At 70.2% G+C, this 22,074-nt stretch carries 20 protein-coding genes and 1 pseudogene; 10 read left to right on the top strand and 11 right to left on the bottom strand.

The features are described from left to right. Positions 1-1,012 precede the first annotated feature (1,012 nt). The 5 genes from ACZ45Z_RS24790 to ACZ45Z_RS24770 all read right to left on the bottom strand — a co-directional run bounded on the left by ACZ45Z_RS24790 (position 1,013) and on the right by ACZ45Z_RS24770 (position 6,310). Positions 1,013-1,999: a hypothetical protein gene (locus tag ACZ45Z_RS24790; RefSeq protein WP_468366308.1), complete on the bottom strand. Its 987-nt coding sequence runs from the start codon at positions 1,997-1,999 to the stop codon at positions 1,013-1,015. Positions 2,000-2,020: 21 nt separating this feature from the next. Further along, the gene (locus ACZ45Z_RS24785) at positions 2,021-2,623 is read right to left on the bottom strand and encodes a PadR family transcriptional regulator (protein ID WP_468366305.1); all 603 of its coding nucleotides are present in this window, start codon (positions 2,621-2,623) and stop codon (positions 2,021-2,023) included. Between the two features lie 234 nt (positions 2,624-2,857). Then, the gene (locus ACZ45Z_RS24780) at positions 2,858-3,391 is read right to left on the bottom strand and encodes a DUF4396 domain-containing protein (RefSeq protein ID WP_468366302.1); all 534 of its coding nucleotides are present in this window, start codon (positions 3,389-3,391) and stop codon (positions 2,858-2,860) included. A 695-nt stretch (positions 3,392-4,086) separates the two neighbouring features. Next, positions 4,087-4,953, bottom strand: a complete 867-nt coding sequence (locus ACZ45Z_RS24775; RefSeq protein ID WP_468366299.1) for a dienelactone hydrolase family protein — start codon at positions 4,951-4,953, stop codon at positions 4,087-4,089. A 943-nt stretch (positions 4,954-5,896) separates the two neighbouring features. Beyond that, entirely contained in the window at positions 5,897-6,310 is a 414-nt protein-coding gene (locus tag ACZ45Z_RS24770; protein ID WP_468366297.1) for a hypothetical protein, read from the bottom strand. 398 nt (positions 6,311-6,708) lie between these two features. Between ACZ45Z_RS24770 and ACZ45Z_RS24765 the strand changes: the two genes are divergently transcribed. Together ACZ45Z_RS24765 and ACZ45Z_RS24760 are read left to right on the top strand one after the other, a co-directional pair. After that, complete coding sequence (locus ACZ45Z_RS24765; RefSeq protein ID WP_468366295.1) at positions 6,709-7,335, top strand: hypothetical protein; 627 nt, start codon at positions 6,709-6,711, stop codon at positions 7,333-7,335. Positions 7,336-7,365: 30 nt separating this feature from the next. Next, entirely contained in the window at positions 7,366-7,641 is a 276-nt protein-coding gene (locus ACZ45Z_RS24760; protein WP_468366516.1) for an NUDIX hydrolase, read from the top strand. A 226-nt stretch (positions 7,642-7,867) separates the two neighbouring features. Here ACZ45Z_RS24760 and ACZ45Z_RS24755 read toward each other — a convergent pair whose 3' ends face one another. Together ACZ45Z_RS24755 and ACZ45Z_RS24750 are read right to left on the bottom strand one after the other, a co-directional pair. Then, complete coding sequence (locus tag ACZ45Z_RS24755) at positions 7,868-8,134, bottom strand: hypothetical protein (protein ID WP_468366292.1); 267 nt, start codon at positions 8,132-8,134, stop codon at positions 7,868-7,870. Positions 8,135-8,165: 31 nt separating this feature from the next. Next, entirely contained in the window at positions 8,166-8,486 is a 321-nt protein-coding gene (locus ACZ45Z_RS24750) for a hypothetical protein (protein WP_468366290.1), read from the bottom strand. A gap of 507 nt (positions 8,487-8,993) precedes the next feature. Here ACZ45Z_RS24750 and ACZ45Z_RS24745 point away from each other — a divergent pair. Beyond that, a complete protein-coding gene (locus tag ACZ45Z_RS24745; protein ID WP_468366287.1) occupies positions 8,994-10,001 on the top strand; it encodes a GNAT family N-acetyltransferase in 1,008 nt (335 codons plus the stop codon). A gap of 326 nt (positions 10,002-10,327) precedes the next feature. After that, complete coding sequence (locus ACZ45Z_RS24740; protein ID WP_468366284.1) at positions 10,328-10,777, top strand: hypothetical protein; 450 nt, start codon at positions 10,328-10,330, stop codon at positions 10,775-10,777. Positions 10,778-10,980: 203 nt separating this feature from the next. On the opposite strand, the gene ACZ45Z_RS24735 is transcribed toward ACZ45Z_RS24740, so the two are convergent. Further along, positions 10,981-11,400 carry an arsenate reductase ArsC gene (locus tag ACZ45Z_RS24735; RefSeq protein WP_468366512.1) on the bottom strand — a complete coding sequence of 140 codons (420 nt, stop codon included), beginning with the start codon at positions 11,398-11,400 and terminating at the stop codon, positions 10,981-10,983. Between the two features lie 75 nt (positions 11,401-11,475). On the opposite strand from ACZ45Z_RS24735, the gene ACZ45Z_RS24730 reads away from it, so the two are divergent. The 3 genes and pseudogenes from ACZ45Z_RS24730 to ACZ45Z_RS24720 form a co-directional block, all read left to right on the top strand. Continuing rightward, entirely contained in the window at positions 11,476-11,784 is a 309-nt protein-coding gene (locus ACZ45Z_RS24730) for an ArsR/SmtB family transcription factor (RefSeq protein ID WP_468366281.1), read from the top strand. Beyond that, the gene (arsB, locus tag ACZ45Z_RS24725) at positions 11,781-12,902 is read left to right on the top strand and encodes an ACR3 family arsenite efflux transporter (protein ID WP_468366278.1); all 1,122 of its coding nucleotides are present in this window, start codon (positions 11,781-11,783) and stop codon (positions 12,900-12,902) included. Before ACZ45Z_RS24730 ends, arsB begins: the two co-directional genes overlap by 4 nt. A 58-nt stretch (positions 12,903-12,960) precedes the next feature. Further along, positions 12,961-13,161: pseudogene (locus ACZ45Z_RS24720) on the top strand (NAD(P)-binding domain-containing protein); the annotation flags it as partial. Positions 13,162-13,257: 96 nt separating this feature from the next. Here ACZ45Z_RS24720 and ACZ45Z_RS24715 read toward each other — a convergent pair. Next, complete coding sequence (locus tag ACZ45Z_RS24715) at positions 13,258-13,617, bottom strand: ArsR/SmtB family transcription factor (protein ID WP_468366274.1); 360 nt, start codon at positions 13,615-13,617, stop codon at positions 13,258-13,260. Between the two features lie 197 nt (positions 13,618-13,814). Here ACZ45Z_RS24715 and ACZ45Z_RS24710 point away from each other — a divergent pair, with 197 nt between their 5' ends. Beyond that, entirely contained in the window at positions 13,815-15,176 is a 1,362-nt protein-coding gene (locus ACZ45Z_RS24710) for an NAD(P)-binding domain-containing protein (protein ID WP_468366271.1), read from the top strand. A gap of 5 nt (positions 15,177-15,181) precedes the next feature. After that, a complete protein-coding gene (locus ACZ45Z_RS24705; RefSeq protein WP_468366268.1) occupies positions 15,182-16,402 on the top strand; it encodes an MFS transporter in 1,221 nt (406 codons plus the stop codon). Between the two features lie 231 nt (positions 16,403-16,633). Here the strand turns inward: ACZ45Z_RS24705 and ACZ45Z_RS24700 are convergent, their stop codons facing one another. After that, complete coding sequence (locus ACZ45Z_RS24700; protein WP_468366265.1) at positions 16,634-19,573, bottom strand: AfsR/SARP family transcriptional regulator; 2,940 nt, start codon at positions 19,571-19,573, stop codon at positions 16,634-16,636. 303 nt (positions 19,574-19,876) lie between these two features. Here ACZ45Z_RS24700 and ACZ45Z_RS24695 point away from each other — a divergent pair, with 303 nt between their 5' ends. After that, positions 19,877-20,863: an alpha/beta hydrolase gene (locus tag ACZ45Z_RS24695; RefSeq protein ID WP_468366263.1), complete on the top strand. Its 987-nt coding sequence runs from the start codon at positions 19,877-19,879 to the stop codon at positions 20,861-20,863. A gap of 173 nt (positions 20,864-21,036) precedes the next feature. Here ACZ45Z_RS24695 and ACZ45Z_RS24690 read toward each other — a convergent pair whose 3' ends face one another. Continuing rightward, entirely contained in the window at positions 21,037-21,993 is a 957-nt protein-coding gene (locus tag ACZ45Z_RS24690) for a LysR family transcriptional regulator (RefSeq protein ID WP_468366260.1), read from the bottom strand. Between the last annotated feature and the right edge of the window lie 81 nt (positions 21,994-22,074).

Genomic DNA, 22,074 nt, shown 5'->3' with positions numbered 1-22,074 from the left:
CCGGCCGATCAGGACGGCCGCCCACCAAAAGAGCAACGGGAAAAGGCCCTCCGCGCGGGCACCCCGACCGCACACAAACGACCAGAAACAACCCACTCCATAGGTGGGCAATTTCTTTAGTGCGACTTACGGACGGCACTGACAAACGGCGGAGTCGTCTGCGCCACCATCGCGTCGGCCACCCACGTGCAGAAGCGGCTCGCGCGCGCCCGCCTGCCCGCGCGCCCGCCCGCGCCCGCCCGCGCCCGCCCGCGCCCGCCCGCGCGGACAATCGCATCACCGAAGCCCGGCGGGCTGGTCACGGACGCCCTGGGCTGGCGCGTCGTCTTCAGCGGTGACGGCCACTGGAGGCCGCTCTCGGCTCTTTCACTCGGGGCCGGAGGTCGGCCTCGACGTCGGGATCGGGATCGGGATCGGGATACCCGTGCCCCTTGCCCTGGCCGACGGCAGACGGCAGACGGCAGACGGCAGACGTACAAACACGGCAAGTGGCTGACCGACTGACCGTACGCCGAAGGCCCGCCCTTCACCGCCCCCTACGGTGACGCTGACGGGCATTCCGGAGGAAGTCCCGCAGCACCGAACTGGCCGCAGGGTGACGGGAAATGCCGTCAAAGCCGGCGATCCCCACGCGGTAGTTGACGACGCCCGGCGGGGAACCCCCGGGTCACCAGGACCACGGGGGCCACCGGGCCCGCCAGGCTGGGGTTCCCGCTTGCCCGACGACGCTGCGGGGGCCGCTGACCGCCTGATTCCCCCATGCCGCTCATGCGCATCCTGACGGTCTTCCCCGGCACGGCCCCCGCGGTTGCGCGTCCGCGCGTCGTGATCCGGAGGTCCTTAATCGACTGGCCAGCCACAAACCGGCCAAGAGATTCCATGAACGCGTTCGTCGTTTTTTGCGGAAATATCGAAGGCGTCCGTTTGAAGGCCGTCGATCAACGACTCTCGCCGCGGGCTTCTCGCGTACGCAGTCATGCGAAGTGGACGCGGTCCATTGAGACGGGTTCTTTCAGGCGCTGAAGCGTTCGACGAGCATCTTCATGGTGTCGAAGGCGGGCTTGGGAGCGTAGTCATCGGTGGTGAGCCCGAATTGGTGGAACAGTCCCGTCTTCGCGCTGTCGGCGTCGCGCAGCGCGAAGTGGGTGTAGCCGCTCAGGTGGAGTGGCTTCGATTGGGCGGCGATGACCCGTACGACGGTCTCGATGACGTCAGCCTGCCGGTGCGGGGACCGGTCGGGTCCGGTGGGCCAGCCGTGCTCGGTGATGTGCAGCGGCAGGGACCCCAGTCCGGCGGGGGTCAGCACCGAGTCACGGTGATGGCGTAGCAGTCCCTCGACGGCCTGCGCGAGGTCGGATGGGGCGACAGGCTGGAAGACGTCGGGGAAGAAGTCCAGGCCCACGTAGTCCAGATCGGCGATGAAGTCCTCCCCTCCGCGGTTGGTCAGGTCGGTGACGAAGGCGGTGGCCGGGCCGAAGAGAGGGGTCGTGTTGAATCCGACCTGTAGGTGTGGGTACCCGAGTTCGCGTGCTCGCGCTTTGACGGCGGACACCCCACGGACGATCGCCTCGCGCACCCCCGGGTAGTAGCCGTCCAGCGTCGGGTTCGACGTGATGTTGGGCTCTTCTGTTACCTGCAAGGTGCCTGTGACGGCGCCGTACTGCTCGACGAGTTCGCGCAGGAATGCACAGTAGCCGTCGATGTTTCCGGCGAGCGACTGATACTGCGCCACCAGGTCCAGGCGGCGCCCTCGGACGGCGTATTGGGCTGCGGCGGTCGGCGCCGCGGTGGCGTGTGGAGCGCCGAGCCGAGTGGCGTCGTCGAAGCCTGTGTAGGCGCGTACCAGGAACGGGCGGCCTGGTCGGCCCTGGAGGTGGTCGAGTGCGCTACACACGCGGGCCGCGTCATCGGGCGGGCCGCCGGCCAGGCCCCCGGTGTCATCACCGGCGACTCCGCCCGGGTAGATCCCGAAGAGCATGCCGTCATGTGCTGTGAGCATTCCGCGTTCGATCCTCTCAGTTCAGTGGTCCTGGGGTGTGGGAGTTGTCGCCGCGACGGCCGGCCAGGTCAGTGAACCGGCGCGGATGTCGTCGATGACCGAAGCGATCCATGCCATCTCGGCGCGAGCGAGGCACAACGCGTATTCGGCCTCGATGACGTGCAGGCGAGGTACGCCGGCGGCCAGGACGTCCGCGAGGCGCTCCTCGTCGGCGGCTGTGCGCTGTTGGAGGCGTCGGGCGCGCTCGGTCAGGGCCTCCAGCGCGCCGCTCGATCCGAGGGCGCCGAGGTAGGTGACTGCGCCAAGGAACTGCGAGAACTCCCGCTGGGGGTTGCGGACCTGGGAGTCCAAGCGCCGTACCAGTTCCTCTCGGCCCGCTTGCGTAAGGGCGTAGACGGTCCTCTCTGGACGGTTTCCCGAGCGCTCCCGGCCCTGCGAGGCCACCCATCCCGCCTCGGCCAGGGCGGCAACGGTGTTGTAGAGCGTGCCTCGCGTGATCGCGGCCGCGTGGTGGTCACTGCGTTCTCGCATTTCGGCGAGCATCTGGTGCGGATGCGAGGGCCGTTCCAGCAGGAGGCCCAGCACTGCCAGAACGATCGGGTTGTCGAGAGCGCGGCGTGGCATGGTCGAACTCTATCAGTCTAAATAAACTATTGCTGTTGTGGTCATGACTGGCGGCCATCGAGACTTGCCCGGCCACCCCCTCTCCTCCCCTTCTTCATCCCTGTTGCGGACCAGGCGAGGCACAGGCCCAGGAGGACCAGAAGCCCCAGCAGCCCCAGCAGCCCTTCAGCGCGAAGCGCCCGGACTGCCACCTCTACAAGCGGCAGTCCGGGCGCTTCGAGTGGGTGCGGGAGATCAGTGATAGGCGTGGACGACGGCGTGGCCCTTTCCGCGGCCGATCATCCACTTGTTGACCGGGGTGGTGAGCAGGAAGGCGACGACGAAGCCGCCCAGCAGCGAAGTCCAGAACAGGGCGTCGGCCAGGTGGGCGTCCATCGCGCCCGGAACCAGGGCGATGATGCCGTTGTCGACGAGCTCCATCACCGCGATCGAGAGCGTGTCCGCCGCCAGCGCCACCTTGACGGCGGTCTTGAAGTCCAGGCCGGCCCGGCGGACGGCGAACAGGGTGAAGGAGTAGCCGAACACGAACGCCAGGGCGATCGCGAGGACCATGGTGGGCACGTTGCCCCAGATCAAAGCGGTGCCGATGACCATTCCGAGGATCTCGCCGATCGCACATCCGGTCAGGCAGTGCAACGTCGCCTTGGCCGCGGCACCCCAGGACGCGCCCCCGTGCAGGTGCCCGCCGTGACCGCCGGCCGCTTGGTGTGCGGCGTGGTCGTGAGCGGCGTCAGTGTGGTGTGCGGTGTGATGCGCCGTGTGGTCCATGACCGTCATCCCCATTCAGGTCCAGTGTGGTCCGTTCCTTCGACTCACACCAGAAGCATATACCCCCCTGGGGTATTCCGCGAAGGTGGAAGTGGGCGTGGACGTGGAGGTGGAAGTACAAGGAGGCAGAGGGCTGCGGGCGCCGACCAAGACCCAGAAGGGCCCATCTGTACACAGCACGCCACCGGCCTGGCACTCGCCCCGGTACGTCGGACCCGTTCGGCGACGGCCGTCCGCCGGAGCTGCCCGTCAAGGAGTGCGCAGTCCTGGAGGCGCTACCGTCCTGGACGCGCTACTGCGCGCAGTCGGGCCTCGTGAGCGCCGAGGACCTCCTGGGACAGGTCCGGGGACGAGAACGCCGGACCCTTCACCAACACGGCGCCCCTCACCGTCGGCCGGCTGCGCCGCAAGCTGGGCAACCCGCCGGCCATCGGGCGCGGGCGCTCTCCGCGGCGCTCCCGGGCCCAGACCGTCACCTGCCACGGGACCTCATCAGCACGTAGTTGGCAAGGACGTCGCCCCCTTGGCCATCCAGCCGTGCGCCGCGCCCCGCCACCGCTGGCTGGCTGGCTGGCTGGCTGGCTGGCTGGCGGAGCCTCGGCCGCACGGCGCGGGCCCTCCGCCCGTCATGTCCTGGAGGCCAAGAACACCGCCTGGCCGTAGGGCTTCTAACTGGACCTTTCAGCGTTCCTGGATTAGCCCTCTTCAGGTGCGGTCGGCGTTTCCGCAGGCGTACCGGAGTGCTGCTCAAGCAAGCGGCTCCGGAACAGGTCGAGCACCTCGTCCAGCGCCGCGCGGGTCGGCTGGCCCGGTTCGTCGATGAGGTGCTCGGTCAGTACGGAGTGCGGCGGGAGTCCCGTATCGGGGTTCGCGGCGCTGTCGTCGAGTTCGACGGCTACGAACGCGTCGCCGAGTTCGCGGCGTAGAAAGGCGAACCGGTCACCAGGTACCAATCGGTCCCCGCGGAAGCGCAGTCCCATGACCTGAAGGCCGTCGCGTTCGCAGCGGGTGCGGACGGTGGCGAGATCTTCGGCGGAGATGTCGATGCCGGCGGCCCTGTTCCTGGTGAGGGCCAGCGGCAGGGAAGGCTGGGACAGGACGGGGGCTACGAGGCGCTCATCGGCGGCCATTGCCAGGGCGAAGCCGCCGGTCAGGCACATGCCGACAGCTCCGACGCCAGGGCCTCCGCAACGCTCGTGCTCGTGTGCGGCCAGGGCCCGCAGCCAGGTCACCACGGGGGATGATTTCCCGGTGGCCAGCATCGTGAATTCCCGGCTCACGCACACCTTTCCCAGCGACGAGGCCAGGTAGAGCCCGGACTTGATCCAGCCTTCGACCGCGGGGGTGGCGCCTCGGCCGGGTGTGCCGAAGAGCACCGGGAGCACGGCGGTGCAGCCGATTGCGGCCACCCTTTCCGCGAACTCCAGCACCTTGGGCGTTATCCCGGGGATTTCCGCCATCACGATCACCGCGGGCCCCGTACCGCGCCGCAGGATTTCGCGGGCGGTTCCGTCGTGGGTGAAGGTGTCGCGGTCGAAACCGCTCAGGTCATGATCTGCCATGGAGTACCACCATCCTGGTCGGGTGCTGTTCGAGAGCGGGTCGCGTGCTGCTCTGTGCGCCTGGGTGAGAGCGGTGGGGACCGTGTCCGCGCGGGGTGTGGGGAATGGGGAATGGGGAGTGCGGAATGGTCTGGGTGGGCATCGGTGAGGGCGGCCACGACTCGACGCGGGTGCCGTCACCTTACGTACCGCAGTTCGGGGGGTCAGCAGGTCCCGTCCCCCTCAGCAGCGCCCGTGCACACCCCAGTTCAGGCGTCACGCCTGGTGGGACCGCTTGATGGCGGAGCGGATGTTCCATCCGGCCACGCCGAGGAACAGCAATCCCGTGCCGCCCGGCAGCAGCCATCCGCTGGCGTCGTCCCGCACGGCCGTGGTCGAGGTCGGCTCGTCGACGAGTGCGGCGGGCCGGTGGGTCTTTGACTGAACACCGTGTCCACCTCGACGTGGGCGAGCCGGAAACTGTGGTCGTCGGCCTGGAAGGTTCCGCTGCACATCCACTCGTCGTCACCGTGCCGGGAATGCGAGACCTCGCAACGCTCGGCACGAAACACGCCCGCCAGACCCGTCAGTTGGGTATCCGCACGCAGCACGCTCGCACCCAGGAGGAAGACGCCCCCGCCCAGCCCCAACACCGTGGTCCATATGCGTCTCGGCCCCATGCGCGCCTTGCGTTCCTTGTGCCCCATATTTGTCCCCCTGATTGGCCGTGCAGCCCCTGAGCGATGACCGGCGCGCAGCATATTGGATCACGCCTGTACTGGTGCGGAGATTTCCGGCACATGCCTGATTCGGATCACCGGCAGGCCGGGGATGCCTGACTGCCTTGTGACCGATTGCGTGCGGCGGGGAGCCGGTTGGGCGCGGGGCGACGGCAGTTGTGCCGGGCGGACGCCTGAAGGACCAGCCCTTAGGGCCTGTCCGATGGGTCAGGGGCGGACAGACCCTAGCCGGCTGCCGTCCGCAGATGCTGGCGGAACTGCTCCGGCGTCACGATCCCCGGCGATGGGTGCCCGGACGGGTAGAACACACCCTGGCAGGTGTAGCAGAAGCGGGCCTCGGCGGTGAGTGCGGCCGCACGGGCCGCTCCGCCTTGAGCCCGCCGTGCGTCCCGGGTCTCGCCACGGACGATGGCGATCGTGGCCACGAGGATGAGCACCGCGACGACGACGCCAACGGCCGTGAGCCACGGCAGGTGCCGTTCGTCGGCAAAATACTTCCCGGCGAGGCCGGCCACCACGGCGAGCACGATGCCCTCGACGACGTGCATGCAGCCGCTATCGGTGCCCTCCGATGCCGACGCGAGGTCGATCGTCAGGTCCTCGCGCCGTTCGCCGTCGTGTGTACGCGCCTCGGCCACTGGCACGTTCTCCCACGTCGGGCATGCGGGACACGCCACCGGGCGGTTCGCCTCTTCGTTCCTCATGCCCCCATGATCGCGCCTCAGGAAGTGTCCACGTCAATTGGGGTGGCCGTTGGACGGCGGCCTGGGCACTGCCCGATGGGTCCATCACCGAGCCGCCTCAGTCTGCGGTCTTGGGTGCGAAGTTTCCCCGGGGGCCAGGGCGTAGACGGTGCTGGGGTGAGTGAGTGACGGTCTCTGCGGACTCCGCGACGTCCTTCCGCCAGCCGTGGCGAACCGTCACCAATCCCGCCTGGCGCAGCGCACCGAGTCTGCGCTGGGCCCACCCGGTACTCAGCTCACTCTGAGTACCGGAGCTCAGGGATGCCGGGGCCGCGCTGCCTACCATGATCGCTATGGGAGTAGACGCGGCGGCCACCGACAGTGGCGACAGAACGGATCCGGTGTGGCACAAGGGCTGCCTGATGTCGCTGCTCGCGTTCACCTGCATCGGAATTCTGGCGCTGTGGGGCCTCAACAACCTGGAAAAGAGAATGGACGGATATCCGCGTCAACTGGAGGAGAATCCCAACGGCTCCTCCGGAAGTGTGGCCGACCCATTGGAGCCCGGAGTCACCGCTGATTATGAGGACGGACTCAGGGTGACCGTCAGCGAGCCGCGCCGGGAGCCGGGCGGTCGGGTCCACAGCTTCACCGTGACGTATGAGAACGGGACGGATGAGACCCTGAAACCCGGTGGCAGGTCAGCCGAGGAGAGCGTCTCGGAGTATGAGGGTGCGCCCCTTGTCATTCGCGCCGGTGAGCCCCTCGACAACACCGGGCCCGACGACGGAAGCACGAGCAACTGGCTGAACCGCGAGCAAGCAGCCCAGAAACTCCTGCGGCCGCTCGGTGCCGGCGAAAGCGTCAGCGTGCCTGTGCGCGTGACCGGGAGCAAGCGGGGGATGCCCCTCACGGTGGAGGTAACGCCTTCTGATTACGCGGATCGGGATCACGCGTACTGGAAACTCGTGCTTGGCTGAGAGGCCGGCCGGGTACGGGCGCGCGAGGGCATACATCGGGCAGGTCTGCCGGCGGCACTGGTTGCCCTCTGGCACGCCGGCCGCGTCCTCATGGTCTTCGATCGGTTCCGCCAGTCCTGGGAACTCCCGGGTGGGGGTATCGAGGAAGGCGAATCCCCTCGTCAGGCGGCCACGCGCGAGCTGCTGGAGGAGACCCGGGCAGGCACCGGACGGACTGCCGGCACCGGCCCCGCGACCAGGCTCGCGCTGCGGGACGGTGGCCTCCACCGCCCCCTCCCCCGGCACCTGCGCCGCGAGGCGGCGTAGCTGCTGGACGAGGGGGGCGACGACGTAGCGGCGGCTGAGGGTCCACGACACATGGGCGGGTCGCTGAGGGTGCACGACACATGGGCGGGCTGGGCCCAGCGCTCACCACGACGGCCAGGGCCAGGCGCAGCAGCCCGGTGGATCGTTGCCGGCAGCCGGGCGGGCCGACCGGGGGCCGCGGCAAGAGCCAGAACCCTCGGATCGGCTACCGCGTCAGGCGGGTCGGCTAAACCCTCCAGTAGTCCTGCCAGGCATCCAAGAGGGACTGCCTGACGCTCTGATCAGCGTGATTCGCGGCCTCGTTGAACGTACCGGTATTGCCGTAGTAGTAATAGAGGCCATCGTTTGTCGCCATATGGTCTTCGTTGTGATTCTCAACGTGGCGACTCATGTGGATATTCATGAAGGCGTTGACGGCGGTGCAAACGTAATACACCCAGTTTCCCGTCAAGTTCTCCATGGCGTTCGCGGGACGCCAGTCCTGCATGGGCATTATGCTCTCCCTCTTTCGACCCGTCTCCGGCTCAGACCTCGGAGAGGCTGATGTCACCTGTGCCGCTGACCGTCATCTTGTAGTCCTGCGGGCTGTGTTGAACGTTGGCGAAGACGAACTCCCCCTTGCCGTCGTCCCACTCGCCCTTGACCTTCCAGTCGTCATCCCAGATGATGCAGCGGCCGCGGCCGGTCTGGACGCTCAGCGGCTTCTCCTTGTGCTGCGAGATCCACGCGTATGCGTCGCTGTGCGACCTCGGGCTCACAGACTCGCTGTCCCCGGCATGCTCTTCGTTGAGAAAAGAAACATACGAATTCGACTGATTGTCGCAGCCTTTGATTCCAGTGGTCATGCGGGTTTCCTTCCCTGAGCCGGGTTCCCCCGGGCCGCGTAGGACCAAAATCCTTTGCGGGCTTCATCTCCGACTGACCCCATTAGGTGTGGCCAGTACGGTCGATGCCTTGTGCGGGCATCTGGTCTGCTCACAGCATCCGTCCCTGCCCTGACGTGGCGCTGACGTTCCGCTGACGCTCTGCTGATCTGGGGGCTACTCGCCCCTGAGTTGGGGCGCACAGTCGGCGGCGCCATCTTGGGAACGTGCCGATAGGAACAGCCCGGCCCGTTGTTCCCGCCCAGCCGCGATGCGCGCTCGGGCCGGCGGGCCGGCGGGCCGCGGCGCATCACTGCCATCACGTTGTGTGACGGCTAGAGGGTGTGCGTAGTCGTCTGAAGGACGGGCAGGGGACCGCGATGGCCGGTGACGCCGGGCTGGCTTCCCACGGCGGTTCCCGGCGGGCCTTCGCTTCGCCCGCGGCGCGCAAGCGTGGTGCGATGGAAGAGGGGCGGGAAGGAGAGAGCGATGAGCCCCTCGGCAGCGGAGCGCAAGAGTGGCGCGTCCCGGGTGTCAGTCCGCCCGCTCGGTGAGGCGGACCTGGATCGGGCCGATGAGATCTTCCGGGTCGCCTTCGGGACGTTCCTCGGGACCCCCGAGCCCGAGACGTTCTTCGGGACCGCCGAGCCCGAGACGTTCTTCGGGACCGCCGACTACGTCCGTACCCGCTGGGCGGCCGATCCGCAGGCGGCCTTCGCCGCGACGGTCGAGGGCGAGGTCGTGGGGTCGAATTTCGCCGCCAACTGGGGCAGCGTCGGGTACTTCGGCCCGCTGACGGTACGTCCGGACCTGTGGGACCAGGGCGTCGGCAGGCGCCTCATGGAGCCGGTCATGGACTGCTTCGGCAGTTGGGAGAACCGCCACCTCGGCCTGTTCACCTTCTCGCACAGTCCCAAGCACCTTGAGCTCTACCGCCGGTACGGTTTCTGGCCCCGATTCCTCACAGCCGTCATGAAGAAGCAGGTCGCAGGCGCTGCCGCGGTCCCCGGCCGACTGCTGTACGGCGAGCTGCCGGCCGCCGAGCGGTCCGACGCACTGAGCCGCTGCCGTGCCTTGACCGAGGCCGTGTACGAGGGCCTGAGTCTGGAACGGGAGATCGTGGCCGCGCACGCTCAGGGACTCGGTGACACCATCCTGCTCCAGGGCGACGGCTCCGAGCTCGATGGCTTGGCCGTCTGCCACTGTGGAACAGGGTCGGAGGCTGGGGAGGACGTGTGCTTCGTCAAATTCGGCGCCGTACGCCCTGGTCCGGAGGCCGCCGATCGGTTTGAACGACTGCTCAACGCGTGTGAAGGGCTGGCCGTTGAGCGCGGGCTGGGGCAACTGGACGCCGGAGTGAACCTGGGCCGCCCGGATGCCTACCGACAGATGATCGATCGCGGTTTCCGCACCCAGTTGCTGGGCGTGACCATGCACAGGCCCAACGAACCCGGCTACAGCCACCCCGACGCCTACGTGATCGACGACTGGCGCTGAGACCACCGCCACTCGGCCGGCGGGCCAGGGAAGGCCCACTCCCCCCGCCCGCCTCGCGCACGTATCAACGGAAGGCACCCATACGATCGTTGGGCTGATCGCTTGCCACCGGAGGGGAACAGTTGCGAGCCAAGAGGACAGCCCAGGGTCTATGCCTGATTGCGACGGCCATCTCCCTTTTCGGGTGCGGCTCCGGTACCGGGGCCGGACCCGGAGCCGGGTCCGCGCCCGGTGCTGAGGAGCACGGCTCGCACCAGGACGACACGCCTCCCGGTCGAACCGCCAGAGTCCTGGGGAAGGGACAAGTACGGGCGGTGTTGCCTGACTTGGGCGATGTGCCTCCGGGCTGGCGGGAATCCGGCACGCCTCGTGTCGAGGGTGCCCACGCCGAAGACGGCATGGTGGCCTCCGGCACTCAGGGTTACGCTGCGACCGATCTGGAAGCCGTGGTCGGATTCGGTATCCAGACCTTCCGGACCCGCGCACAGGCCATTGGCAGATATACGACGAAGAAGGCCCAGATGGCGGGCGCTCACATCGGAGCTGCGCACCTCCCGGACGTCGACGCGGCGTTCACGGCTTCCTACTGCATCGGCAAGAACTACTGCAGCACGTCGATCAGCCTCCGCGTGGAGTCCGTCCACGCCTACGTGAACATCAACACGGATGCTCCACCCGCGGCCGACCCCAAGATCCTGAACTCTGTCACCCGCATGTTCGTCGCGCGCATCCAGCAGGCGCAGCACGGGCGGTCGCCCTCGGCAAAAGCGGCGTGAGGCGGCAGCAGGCGTTCGAGCGTCGTCCTGTCGAGGTCCCCAGACACCCGCACCGCCGTCGTGACGGCGACGGCGACGCGCAACGGCGGCGCGCGACGGGCACAGAGGCGTCCCCTATTCAGTCACCCCGCGCAAGTCACCCTCGCCGGGCACCCCTCGCCGGTCCCCCTCACCAGTCCCCTCGCCCGTCACCCCCGCATCGTTCACTTCCCCGCCTCGGCGTCGATCTCGGCGATCAGCGCCTCGATGCGGGTCTTGATCTCGTCGCGGATCGGCCGGACGGACTCGACGCCCTTGCCCGCGGGGTCTTCGAGTGCCCAGTCGAGGTACTTCTTGCCGGGGAAGATCGGGCAGGCGTCGCCGCAGCCCATGGTGATGACGTAGTCGGATGCCCGGACTGCTTCGGTGGTCAGCACCTTCGGCGACTGGTCGGCGATGTCGATGCCGACCTCCTTCATCGCCTCGACCGCGGACGGGTTGACCCGCTCGGCGGGCACGGAGCCGGCGGACCGGACCTCGATGCGGTCGCCCGCGAGGTGGGAGAGGAATCCGGCGGCCATCTGCGAGCGCCCGGCGTTGTGGATGCAGACGAACAGCACGGACGCGGCAGTGGTGGGGGACATCATGAACCCTTTCTACGGGCCCTACGGTTCAGCCCTGACTGGTATCAGCGTCGGATGATGTGACAGTATCAGCCCATGATGACGTCAGTCGACGCTGACCTGATCCGGGTGCTGGCCGACCCGCTCAGGCTTCGGATCGTGACCCTGCTCGCCCACGAGACGCTGTGCACCACGCACCTGGTCGAGGAGACCGGCGCCAAGCAGACCAACCTTTCCAACCACCTCAGAGTGCTGCGCGAGGCGGGTGTGGTGGAGACCGAGCCGTGCGGCCGGTTCACCTACTACAAGCTGCGGCCCGACGTCATCGCCGCCCTCGCCGGGCAGTTCACCGAGCTGGCCGAGCACGCCCGTACCGCCGCCGAACAGAAGAGGTCCTGCCCGTGACCCGCACGGAAGCCGCCGCGCAGACAGCGCCCGCGACGACGGAAGAAGCGTCCGTCGTCGCCAAGCTGTCCACCCTCGACCGCTTCCTCGCGGTGTGGATCCTCCTCGCCATGGGGCTGGGCCTAGGACTGGGTCGCGTCATCCCCGGCCTGAACGACGCCCTGGCCAAGGTCGAGATCGGCGGCATCTCTCTGCCCATCGCCGTCGGCCTGCTGATCATGATGTACCCGGTGCTGTCCAAGGTCCGCTACGACAAGCTCGACGCGGTCACCGGCGACCGCAGGCTGATGGTCTCCTCACTGGTCATCAACTGGATCCTGGGGCCCGCGGTGATGTTCGCACTGGCCTGGATCTTCCTGCCGGACCTGCCCGAGTACCGCACCGGCCTGATCATCGTCGGCCTGGCCCGCTGTATCGCGATGGTCATCATCTGGAACGATCTGGCTTGCGGCGACCGGGAGGCGGCGGCCGTACTGGTCGCCCTGAACTCCGTCTTCCAGGTCATCGCCTTCGGCCTGCTCGGCTGGCTCTACCTGGACCTGCTGCCGGGCTGGCTGGGCCTGGGCGACGGCCGGCACCTCGACATCTCCACGGGGAAGATCGCCCTCAACGTAGTGATCTTCCTGGGCATCCCGCTGCTCGCCGGTTTCCTCACCCGCCGCCTCGGCGAGCGCAAGCTCGGCCGCGAGAGGTACGAGTCCGGCTTCCTGCCCAAGATCGGCCCGTTCGCCCTCTACGGCCTGCTGTTCACGATCGTCATCCTCTTCGCGCTCCAGGGGAAGACGATCACCTCCCAGCCGATGGACGTCGCCCGGATCGCGCTGCCGCTGCTGGCCTACTTCACCCTCATGTGGTTCGGCACCTTCGCCCTCGGCAAGGGCCTCGGCCTCGCCTACGAACGCACCGCCACCCTGGCGTTCACCGCTGCCGGCAACAACTTCGAGTTGGCGATCGCCGTCGCCATCGCCACCTTCGGCGTCACCTCCGGCCAGGCCCTCTCCGGCGTCGTCGGCCCGCTGATCGAGGTGCCGGTCCTGGTCGCCCTCGTCTACGTGTCGCTGGCGTGGCGCAAGACGTTCGGTGCCCGGACGCCGACCGTCCGGGCCCAGGAGGGCTGACGTGCGGGCGGCCGGGGCACGCGCCTCATGACGCGAGCGATCGACGTGGTGGTGGCACTACCTGACCGACTACGAGCGCCGCTACGAACTGCCCGTCATCCGGCCCGCCACCGTGCGCAGCGTGCACCGTGACGGCGAGCGGTTGCGGGTGGAGAGCGACGCCGACACCTGGCGCGCGCGGTTCGTGATCAGTGCGACCGGCACCTGGTGGCGACCGTTCCTGCCCGCCGTCCCGGGACGCGACGTCTTCGGCGGCCGGTGTGGGACGACGGGAGCAGCGTCGCGGCCGACGCGGTCATCTGGTGCACCGGCTTCCGCCCCGCCCTCTCCCACCTGGCGACCCGGCGGTGTCCGCTCAGGCGGCGCACTCCTCCAGCATCTTCCCCATGGCGGCCACCACCGAGGGCGCGACCCGGTAGTAGACCCAGGTGCCACGCCGCTCGGAGGTCAGCAGGCCCGCGTCCTTCAGCTTCTTGAGGTGGTGGGAGACGGTGGGCTGGGAGACCCCGACATCGGAGATGTCGCACACGCACGCTTCGCCGCCCTCGTGGGAGGCGACCAGCGAGAACAACCGCAGCCGCACCGGGTCGCCGAGCGCCTTGAACATCGCGGCCGTGCGAACCGCCTCCTCCGCCGTGAGGGGGCGTTCGTTCAGCGGCGGGCAGCACGGCTCGGCATCCGGTTCCAGTAGCGGCAACACCTTCGCGTTCGACATGTGTCTATGTTGACATACGTCGAACCAAGGAGCGGCAGGCGCCGACCGACCTCGCATGCAGGCGGCATCGAGACGCCTCACGGACCTCTCGCACTCCTCCTTGAATTCGATGTATGTCTATGTTGACGTCCATCGAAGTAAGTGCCATCCTGGCGGCACAAGCCATCGACAAACGTCGAATCAAGAGGGAAGTCGCCATGAACGCGCCCACTGCCGCCCTGCCCACCGTGGTGATCGGAGCCGGTCCGATCGGCCTGGCATCCGCCGCCCACCTCATCGAGCGCGGCATCGAACCGCTCGTCCTGGAAGCCGGCCCCCACGCGGGCGGCGCCGTACGGGAGTGGGGCCACGTGCGGCTCTTCTCCCCCTGGGCCGAGATCGTCGACCCGGCCGCCGAGAAGCTCCTCGCCCCGACCGGCTGGACGCGGCCCGACGACGCCGCCTACCCCTCGGGCGCCGACTGGGCGGAGCGGTATCTGCAGCCGCTGGCCGACACCCTCGGCGACCGGGTCCGCTTCGGCGCCCGCGTCTCCGGTGTCTCACGCGCCGGGCGCGACCGCGTCGTGGACTCCGGCCGCGAGGACCAGCCCTTCACCGTGTACGTACGGAACACCGACGGCACCGAGGAGCGCCTCACGGCCCGCGCCGTCATCGACGCCTCCGGCACCTGGACCTCCCCCGGCCCGCTGGGCGGCGACGGCCTCCCCGCCCTCGGCGAGCACGCCGCCGCCGACCGCGTCTCCTACCGCGTCCCCGACCTCAAGGACCCGGCCGTGCGCGCCCGTTACGCCGGCAGGCGCACCGCCGTCATCGGCTCCGGCGCCTCCGCGTTCACCGCCCTGGCCTACCTCGCCGACCTCGCCGAGGACGCCCCCGGCACGCACGCCGTCTGGATCCTGCGCCGCGGCATCAGCGGCACCACCTTCGGCGGCGGCGAGGCCGACCAGCTCCCCGCCCGTGGCGCCCTGGGCCTCGCCGCCAAGGCCGCCGTCGACGACGGCTACGCCGACGCCGTCACCGGCTTCCGCACGACCGCCGTCGAGAAGGCCGGCGACCAGCTCGTCCTCGTCGCCGAGGACGGCCGCCGCCTGGACCCGGTCGACGAGGTCATCGCGCTCACCGGCTTCCGCCCCGACCTCTCCGTCCTGGCCGAACTCCGTCTCGGCCTGGACGAGCGCCTGGAGGCCCCGGTGAAGCTCGCGCCGCTGATCGACCCCAACGTCCACTCCTGCGGCACCGTCTACCCCCACGGCGCGAAGGAGCTCGCCCACCCCGAGCAGGACGTGTACGTCGTCGGCATGAAGAGCTACGGCCGCGCCCCGACCTTCCTGGCCATGACCGGCTACGAGCAGGTCCGTTCCCTCGCCGCCGCCCTCGCCGGTGACCACGAGGCCGCCGGACGCGTCGAGTTGACCCTGCCGGAGACCGGCGTGTGCGGCGGCGCGGGCCTCTTCGACGAACCTGAGGCAGGCCAGAGCGACGGCGGAGGCTGCTGCGCCGCCCCGGCCACCCTCCGGATCGGCGTCGGCGCCCCGGCCGCCTCCTCCGGCGGCTGCTGACCGCGATGGCCCAACCGCACGCCCGTCAGGCCGGGACCGGTACGGGGGACCGGCCCCGGCCCCGCGCCGTTCTGCCCGCCCTGTGCGCCACCCAGATCACCAGTTGGGGCATCGTCTACTACGCGTTCCCCGTGCTGCTCCCGCACCTGACCGCCGACACCGGCTGGTCCGCGGGCGCCGCCACCGCCGCGTTCTCCGCCGCACTCCTCATCTCGGCCGCCGCGGGCATCCCCGTCGGCCGCGTCCTCGACCGGCACGGCCCCCGCGCCGTGATGACCGCCGGTTCCGTCCTCGCGGTGCTCTGCGTGCTCACCCTCGCCTACGCGCCCAACCTCGCGGTCTTCACCGGCGCCTGGATGTTCGCCGGCCTGGCCATGGCCGCCACGTTCTACCAACCCGCCTTCGCCGCCGTCACCCGTTGGTGGGGCCCCGACCGCATCCGCGCCCTCACCGTCGTCACCCTCGCCGGCGGCCTCGCCAGTACCGTCTTCGCGCCCCTGACCGCCACCCTCGCCGAACAACTCGGCTGGCGCGCCGCCTACGCCGTCCTGGCCGTGATCCTCGCCGCGATCACCATCCCGGCACACGCCCTCGCCCTCCGCGCCCCGTGGCCGCCGGCACCACCGGCGGCCGGGCTCACGAGCGACCGCGCACCACTCGCCCGCAGCCGCCCCTTCCTCCTCCTGGCCGCCGCCTTCACCCTCTCCGGCTTCGCCCTGCACGCCGTCGTCTTCGGCCTGGTCCCCCTGCTGATCCAACGCGGCGCGGACGCGACAACGGCCGCCTGGGCTCTCGGACTCGGCGGCGCCGGCCAGACCCTCGGCCGTACGCTCTACGCCACCCTGGCCGCCCGCACCTCGACGACGGCCCGCACCGCCCTCCTCATCGCCGCGGGCGGTGCCACCACCGCGGCCCTCGCCCTCCTTCCCGGCCCGATCCCGCTGCTGATCCTCATGGCCCTTCTCGCCGGCGTCGTCCGCGGCAACCTCACCCTCCTCCAGGCCACCGCTGTCGCGGACCGCTGGGGGCCCACCCACTACGGCCGCCTCTCCGGGCTCCTCGCCGCGCCGGCCACCGTCGCCGCGGCCCTCGCTCCCTGGGCCGGAGCGTCCCTCGCCGGGCCCCTGGGCGGATACCCGCACCTTTTCGCCGCCCTGGCCGCTTCCTCGTTCGTCGCCGCCGCGTTGGCGGCCTGGACCGGTCTGCCCAGGAGGAACCCGTTCTGAGGGAGGCGATCAGGCCAGTGACAGCGGACTGAAGTACGCCTCACCTCCGCCGGTGACGGCCCTCGCGATCGGGACCGCGCCACCGCTTTCGCCCGCCCGATGTGGCGGGTATCCGCCGCCGGGGCGTCGGCCGCGCCGCGCGACGACGTCTTCAGGGCCGAGTCGCTCCAGGAGCGGGGGCGGCCTCTCGGGCACCCGACTCGGCGTCCCGAAACCGCCCGTGACAAGCACTCAGGGGTCCTTGCACTCCTTGAGTCCCTCGATGGCCCACGCGCGTTCCTCGGCGTGCTCGTCGGCTCCGGGCAGGGCGAGCGCGGTACGGAACTGCTCGCGGGCCTCGGCGACCCGACCCGCCGCGGAGTAGGTGCGCCCGAGCCGGTAGCGGATGTGCATCTCCAGCCGGTCGCGGTTCGGTTCGGTGAGGGGGGACATCGCCTGGTGCCGGGAGAGAGCCTGGTATTGGAGGTCCTCGGCGGCACTCAGGTTTCCCTCACCGTGCTCGGCCGCGCCCAGCCGGGTCAGGACGAGCGCGTGCAGGAGGGCGTCCCCGACCCGCTGAGCCAGCTCGGCCGCGTGACGGTAGAGGGTCTTGGCCTCACCGTAATGGCCGAGGTCGAGGTGGACGTCGCCGGCGCAGGTCAGGACTCTGCCGAGCGTGCGACGTCCGCCGTTCTTCTCGGCGTGGACGAGGGCGGCGGAGAAGGAGGTCAGCGCCTCCTCGCAGCGCTCCTGGGCGTGGTGGGCGGCGCCGAGCACGCAGAGCGCCATCGCGGCGAGCCCGTTGTCATCGAGCCGCTGAGCCAGCTCCACCGCGGCGGTGGCAGGGGAGAGCGCCGGCTCGGCCCGGCCCACGGTGAGCCCGGCCGCGCCCAGCCCGCACAGGGCCCGGCCCTCCTCGTGCCGATCCGCGTGGCGGCGGCTGAGGTGCAGTGCCTCGGTGAACCAGGCGCGCGCTTGGGGGTAGCGGGCCTGGACGAGGTCGGTCATGCCCATGCGGTTCCGCAGAGCGGGGGCCATTCGCCGGTCGGTGGCCCGCTCGGCGTGCGCGAGCGCGATCTCAAGGGCTGCCCGGCACTCGTGGTACCGGCCCCGGCGTTCGAAGAAGTCGCTCAGGGCCTCGGCGATCCAGCACGCGTGGTCGACTTCGCCCAGTGCCGCGGCGTGCCCCACGACGTCGACGAGTTCGGAGCCGGCCGCCTCCAGCCAACCGTCCGCGTCCTCCCAGTCCGCGAACGGCGCCGCAGCGGGTCGCGGCCCGGTGGGGAAACCGGCCGGGCCCCCGTCGCTGGTGATGCGGCCCGCGTCCAGGTAGAGGCGGAGTGCGGCGGTGCGGACCCGGCCGGCCTCGGCGGGTGCGGCTTCCGCGAGCCGCCGCGCGTGCACCCGCACCAGGTCGTGCAAGCGGTAGCGGCCCGGGCGGGGTTGCTGGAGCAGACTCGCGTCGACCAGGCTTTCCAGGATCTGTTCGGCGTCGCGGGACGACCAGCCCAGCATGGCCGCTGGTGTCAGCGGGTCGAACTCGACCGTCGGTGACAGGCCCAGGGTGCGGAAGCCCAACTGCTGCTTCGGCGTGAGCTGGTCGTACGACAGACGGAAGGCGGCCTCCACGCTGCGATCCCCGGCACTCAGCTCACCGAGGCGGCGCTCGTCGCCCACCATCCGGTCCACGAGGTACGCCAGCGTCCAGGCCGGACGGGTCTGCAGCCGCGCCCCGGCGATGCGCAAGGCCAGCGGCAGCCCGTCGCACAGCCGGACCAGCGCACGCGTCGCCTCCGGCTCCCGGTCCGCCCGCTCCTCCCCCACGATGTGCCGGAGCAGCGACAGCCCGTCGCCGGCCGCCAGGGGCTCCAGGGTGACCCGCCGATCGGCGTCCAGTCCGGCCAGCCGCCGTCGGCCGGCCACCATCAGTGTGCTGCCCGGCCCGGCGGGCAGCAGCGGCCGTATCTGTTCCGCGCTCAGGACATCGTCCAGCACGAGGAGCAGTCGCAGTGAGCTGGTCGCGGCCCGCCAGGCCGAGGCGAGTTCGTCGAGGTCGTCCGGCACCTCGCTGTCGGCCGCGCCGACCGAGCGCAGCAGCCTCCGCAGCACGCGCTGCGGTGCGAGCCTCCGCCGTCCCGTGCTGTGCGCGCGCAGGTCCACGAACAGGCAGCCGTCCGGGTAGCGGCCGCGGAGCACACCGGCGGCGTGGACGACGAGCGCGGTCTTGCCGACTCCGGCCGTACCGTCCACCGCCACGATCGATACGGATTCGGGAGGCGAGGGCGCGGTCAGCAGGGCCAGTTCGCGCTCCCGCCCGATGAGGTGGCCGGTGTCGCCCGGCAGTTCGTTGACCGCGCGGCGCACCTGCGGCTGAGCGGGAAGAGCGGGGGTGGGCGCCGGCGCCGGAACGAGGAGCCGCTCGTCGTCCCGTCGCAGCACCGCCTGGTGCGTCCGGCGCAGTTCCTCGCCGGGATCGATGCCCAGCTCGTCGCGCAGCCGCGCGCGCATGTCCTGATAGGCGCTCAGCGCCGCGACCTGGTGTCCGCTCCCGTACAGGGCACGCATCCGCAGCGCGGTCAGCGACTCGTCGTACGGATCGGACGCGGCGAGAGCGGCGAGGTCGTCCAGGGCATCGGCCGGCCGGCCGAGAAGGACCAGGCACTGGAGCCTCTCCTGCTGGAGCGTGCGCTCCCGCTGCGCCAGCCGGCGCCGCGCGCCCTGCGCGAACGGTCCCGGCAGCCCGGCCAGGGGCTCACCTCGGAAGAGGGCGAGCGCCTCGGTGATCCGGTCCATGGCGGTGGCCGGGTCACCGGCCGCCCTCGCGCACTGGGCCTCACCGACCCGCACCGCCAACTCCGCCGCGTCGACCCGTACTCCGTCGTCGGCGAAGCGGTATCCGCCCCGGGCACCGCGGATCACCGACCCCGCCGGTCCGGCGCCTTCCGCATCCAGCGCCTTCCGCAACGGGTAGACGTAGCTCGGCAGCACCCGGCGACCGGATCCCGGCGGGTGCGCGTCCCAGACGTCGACGAGCAACTGGTCGTGGCTGACCAGCGTGCCGGGACGCAGCACCAGCGCGGCCAGCACCGCCTGCCGCCGAACCGGCCCCAGATCCAGCGGCGCCCCGTCGCGCCGGGCCCGTACCGGCCCGAGCAGCTCGATCCGAAGCCGCTGAGGAGTTCCCCCGTCCATCCCGACGCCTCCACTCTCGCCCCGCGACGCCGTCGGCGTCATCGGGATTTCATCGGCATTTCAGCGCCTGCCGCAAGGGTTTGCAAGTCGGCGTCGAGAACGGCACCGAGAACGGCTGCGAAGCAAGGGGAACGGCGGGAGAGGGAAGGCACCGGGCGCGGCGTGCGTCTGACGCCCCATGGCGCCCCGGGCGTCGCACCACTCCTCCGACGGAGGTCGCCGCGCCGGCCGGCGGGCGGGGCTCGCGGCCGGGTCTCCGCGCCAAGCCAACCGTTCGACCCACTTCCCGACCAGGAGGTCATCTTGAGCGAGCACAGCTCCACCCGCAGAAGCGTCCTGAAGGCCGTCGGCGGACTCTCCGCCGCGATGGCACTCGGCGGCGCGAACATCCTCGCGGCGGCGTCACCGGCCAGTGCGGCCGGCAACGGCTCGGGGCTGCGCATCGTGGACCGCAAGGAAGACGATCCCCGCATGTGGTACTACCGGTTCGCGACCGACGCGATCGGCTGGGAACCCGCCGTCAACGTCCTGCTCCCCGACGACTACCACAGCAGCGGACGCACCTACCCCGTCCTCTACCTGTTCCACGGCGGCGGTACCGACCAGGACTTCATGGCCTGGGACCGCGCGGGCATCCGCGCCCTGACCGCGGGCAAGCCGATCATCGTCGTCATGCCCGACGGCGGACACGCGGGCTGGTACTCCAACCCGGTCAACTCCAACACCGGTCCCCGGAACTGGGAGACCTTCCACATCGCCCAGTTGCTCCCGTGGGTCGAGGAGAACTTCCGGACGTACGCCGAGTACGACGGCCGCGCCGTCGCCGGGTTCTCCATGGGCGGCTTCGGCGCGCTGAAGTACGCGGCCAAGTACTACGGCCACTTCGCCTCGGTGAGCGCCCACTCCGGCCCGCCCAGCCTGCGCCGCGACTTCGGCGCGGTCGCCCACTGGGCCAACGTGTCCTCCGCGGCCCTGGACCTGGCCGGCGGCACGATCTACGGCGAGCCGTTCGACGAGGCCAGGGTCAGCGCCGACAACCCGATGGAGCACATCGAGAGCTACCGCAACAAGCGGATCTTCCTCGTCGCCGGTACCAGCCCCAATCCGGTCGACCCGTTCGACCTGCTCAACGAGACCGAGGTGCTCGCCGGCCAGCGAGAGTTCCGAGCCGAACTCGACAAGGCCGGCCTCCCGCACGAGTGGCACGAGGAGCCCGGCGGACACTTCATCCGCCCCGAGTTGTTCACCCGCGACCTCGACGGCATCATCGCCCGACTGCGCCAGGCGTAGCCGAGACACAAGCCCGGCATACAGGCCCAGGGGCGGTGACCGGGGCGCACGCGTCGCACGTGGCCGGGTGACGGAAATCCGTCACCCGGCTGCGCGAGGCTCGCCGAGGGACGGCTCCACATGAAGAGTTGAGGGCCGGTGGCGGGCCGAGCGCTGCCCCTCCCCGTCGCGGTTCATGGTGTGCGCTGTGGCACCGGTCGTTCCGGTCCTTCCGCTGGCGCGGGCAACCGGGAAGCGGTCCGGGCCAGGTGCCCGGCGGCCGACTCCGCCAAGGTGCGGACTGCCGGGTGCCAGGGGCGACGTGGGGGCCCGGTCAGTACGAGGCGGCGCGAGGTTTGCGGCTCAAGCGGCAGCAGAACCAGGTCGGACGGGATGAGCGAGCGGGAGACCTCGGACAGGATGGTCACGCCGATCCCGGCCTGCACCATGCTGATCAACGTCGCCAGGTCCCGAACCCGCTGAGTGGGCGTGAAACGCAGCCCGGCCCGGCTGTGGATCGTTCGGATGCGGGCTTCGCAGCCGTTGGGTGAGATCAGGAACGGGTCGTCCTCCAGGTCGCGGATGTCGACGAGGGGCTCGCCCGCCAGGGGGTGGTCCCGGGGCAGCAAGACCCGGTAGTGGTCCATGGCGAGCTGGACGCCGGGGCCGGACCGGGGATGCCTCCCGGCGGTGGCCGGGGGTGGATCGATCAGTACGGCGGCGTCGGCCGTCCCGTCCTCCAGCCAGAGCGAGACCTCGGCGCTGTCGCCCTCGAAGACCCGCACGGTGACCCGTGGCTGCTCCTCGCGCCAGTGCCGGAGCAGGCCGGGTATCAACCCCTGGCAGACCGTGGGTGTGGCGGCCAGCCGCACCGTCCCGGTCATGGTCTCGTTGGCGTCGGCCGCGATCCGCTCCACGGACCGGGCCGCCGACACCGCGATTCGGGCCTGCGGCAGGATCCGCTCTCCGAGCACCGTCGTCCGCACCGGACCGGCACGGACCAGCAGCGGACCGGTCAACTCCCTTTCCAGGGAGGCGACGGCATGCGACACCGCCGATTGACTTATGCCCAGCTCGGCGGCGGCCGCGCTGAAGCCGCCCGCGTCGACAACGGCGAGGAAGGCCCTGAGCTGGGGAAGGTTCACGGTCATGCGTCGGCCTCATATACCTATGACACGTATGCGTTGGATCTATGGTGCCAGGTCGGTGACGCTTGCTCCGTGCCGCCAACT

The sequence above is a fragment of the Streptomyces sp. NPDC031210 genome, assembly GCF_055570395.1.
This window is presented reverse-complemented; position numbering and strand designations above follow the sequence as displayed.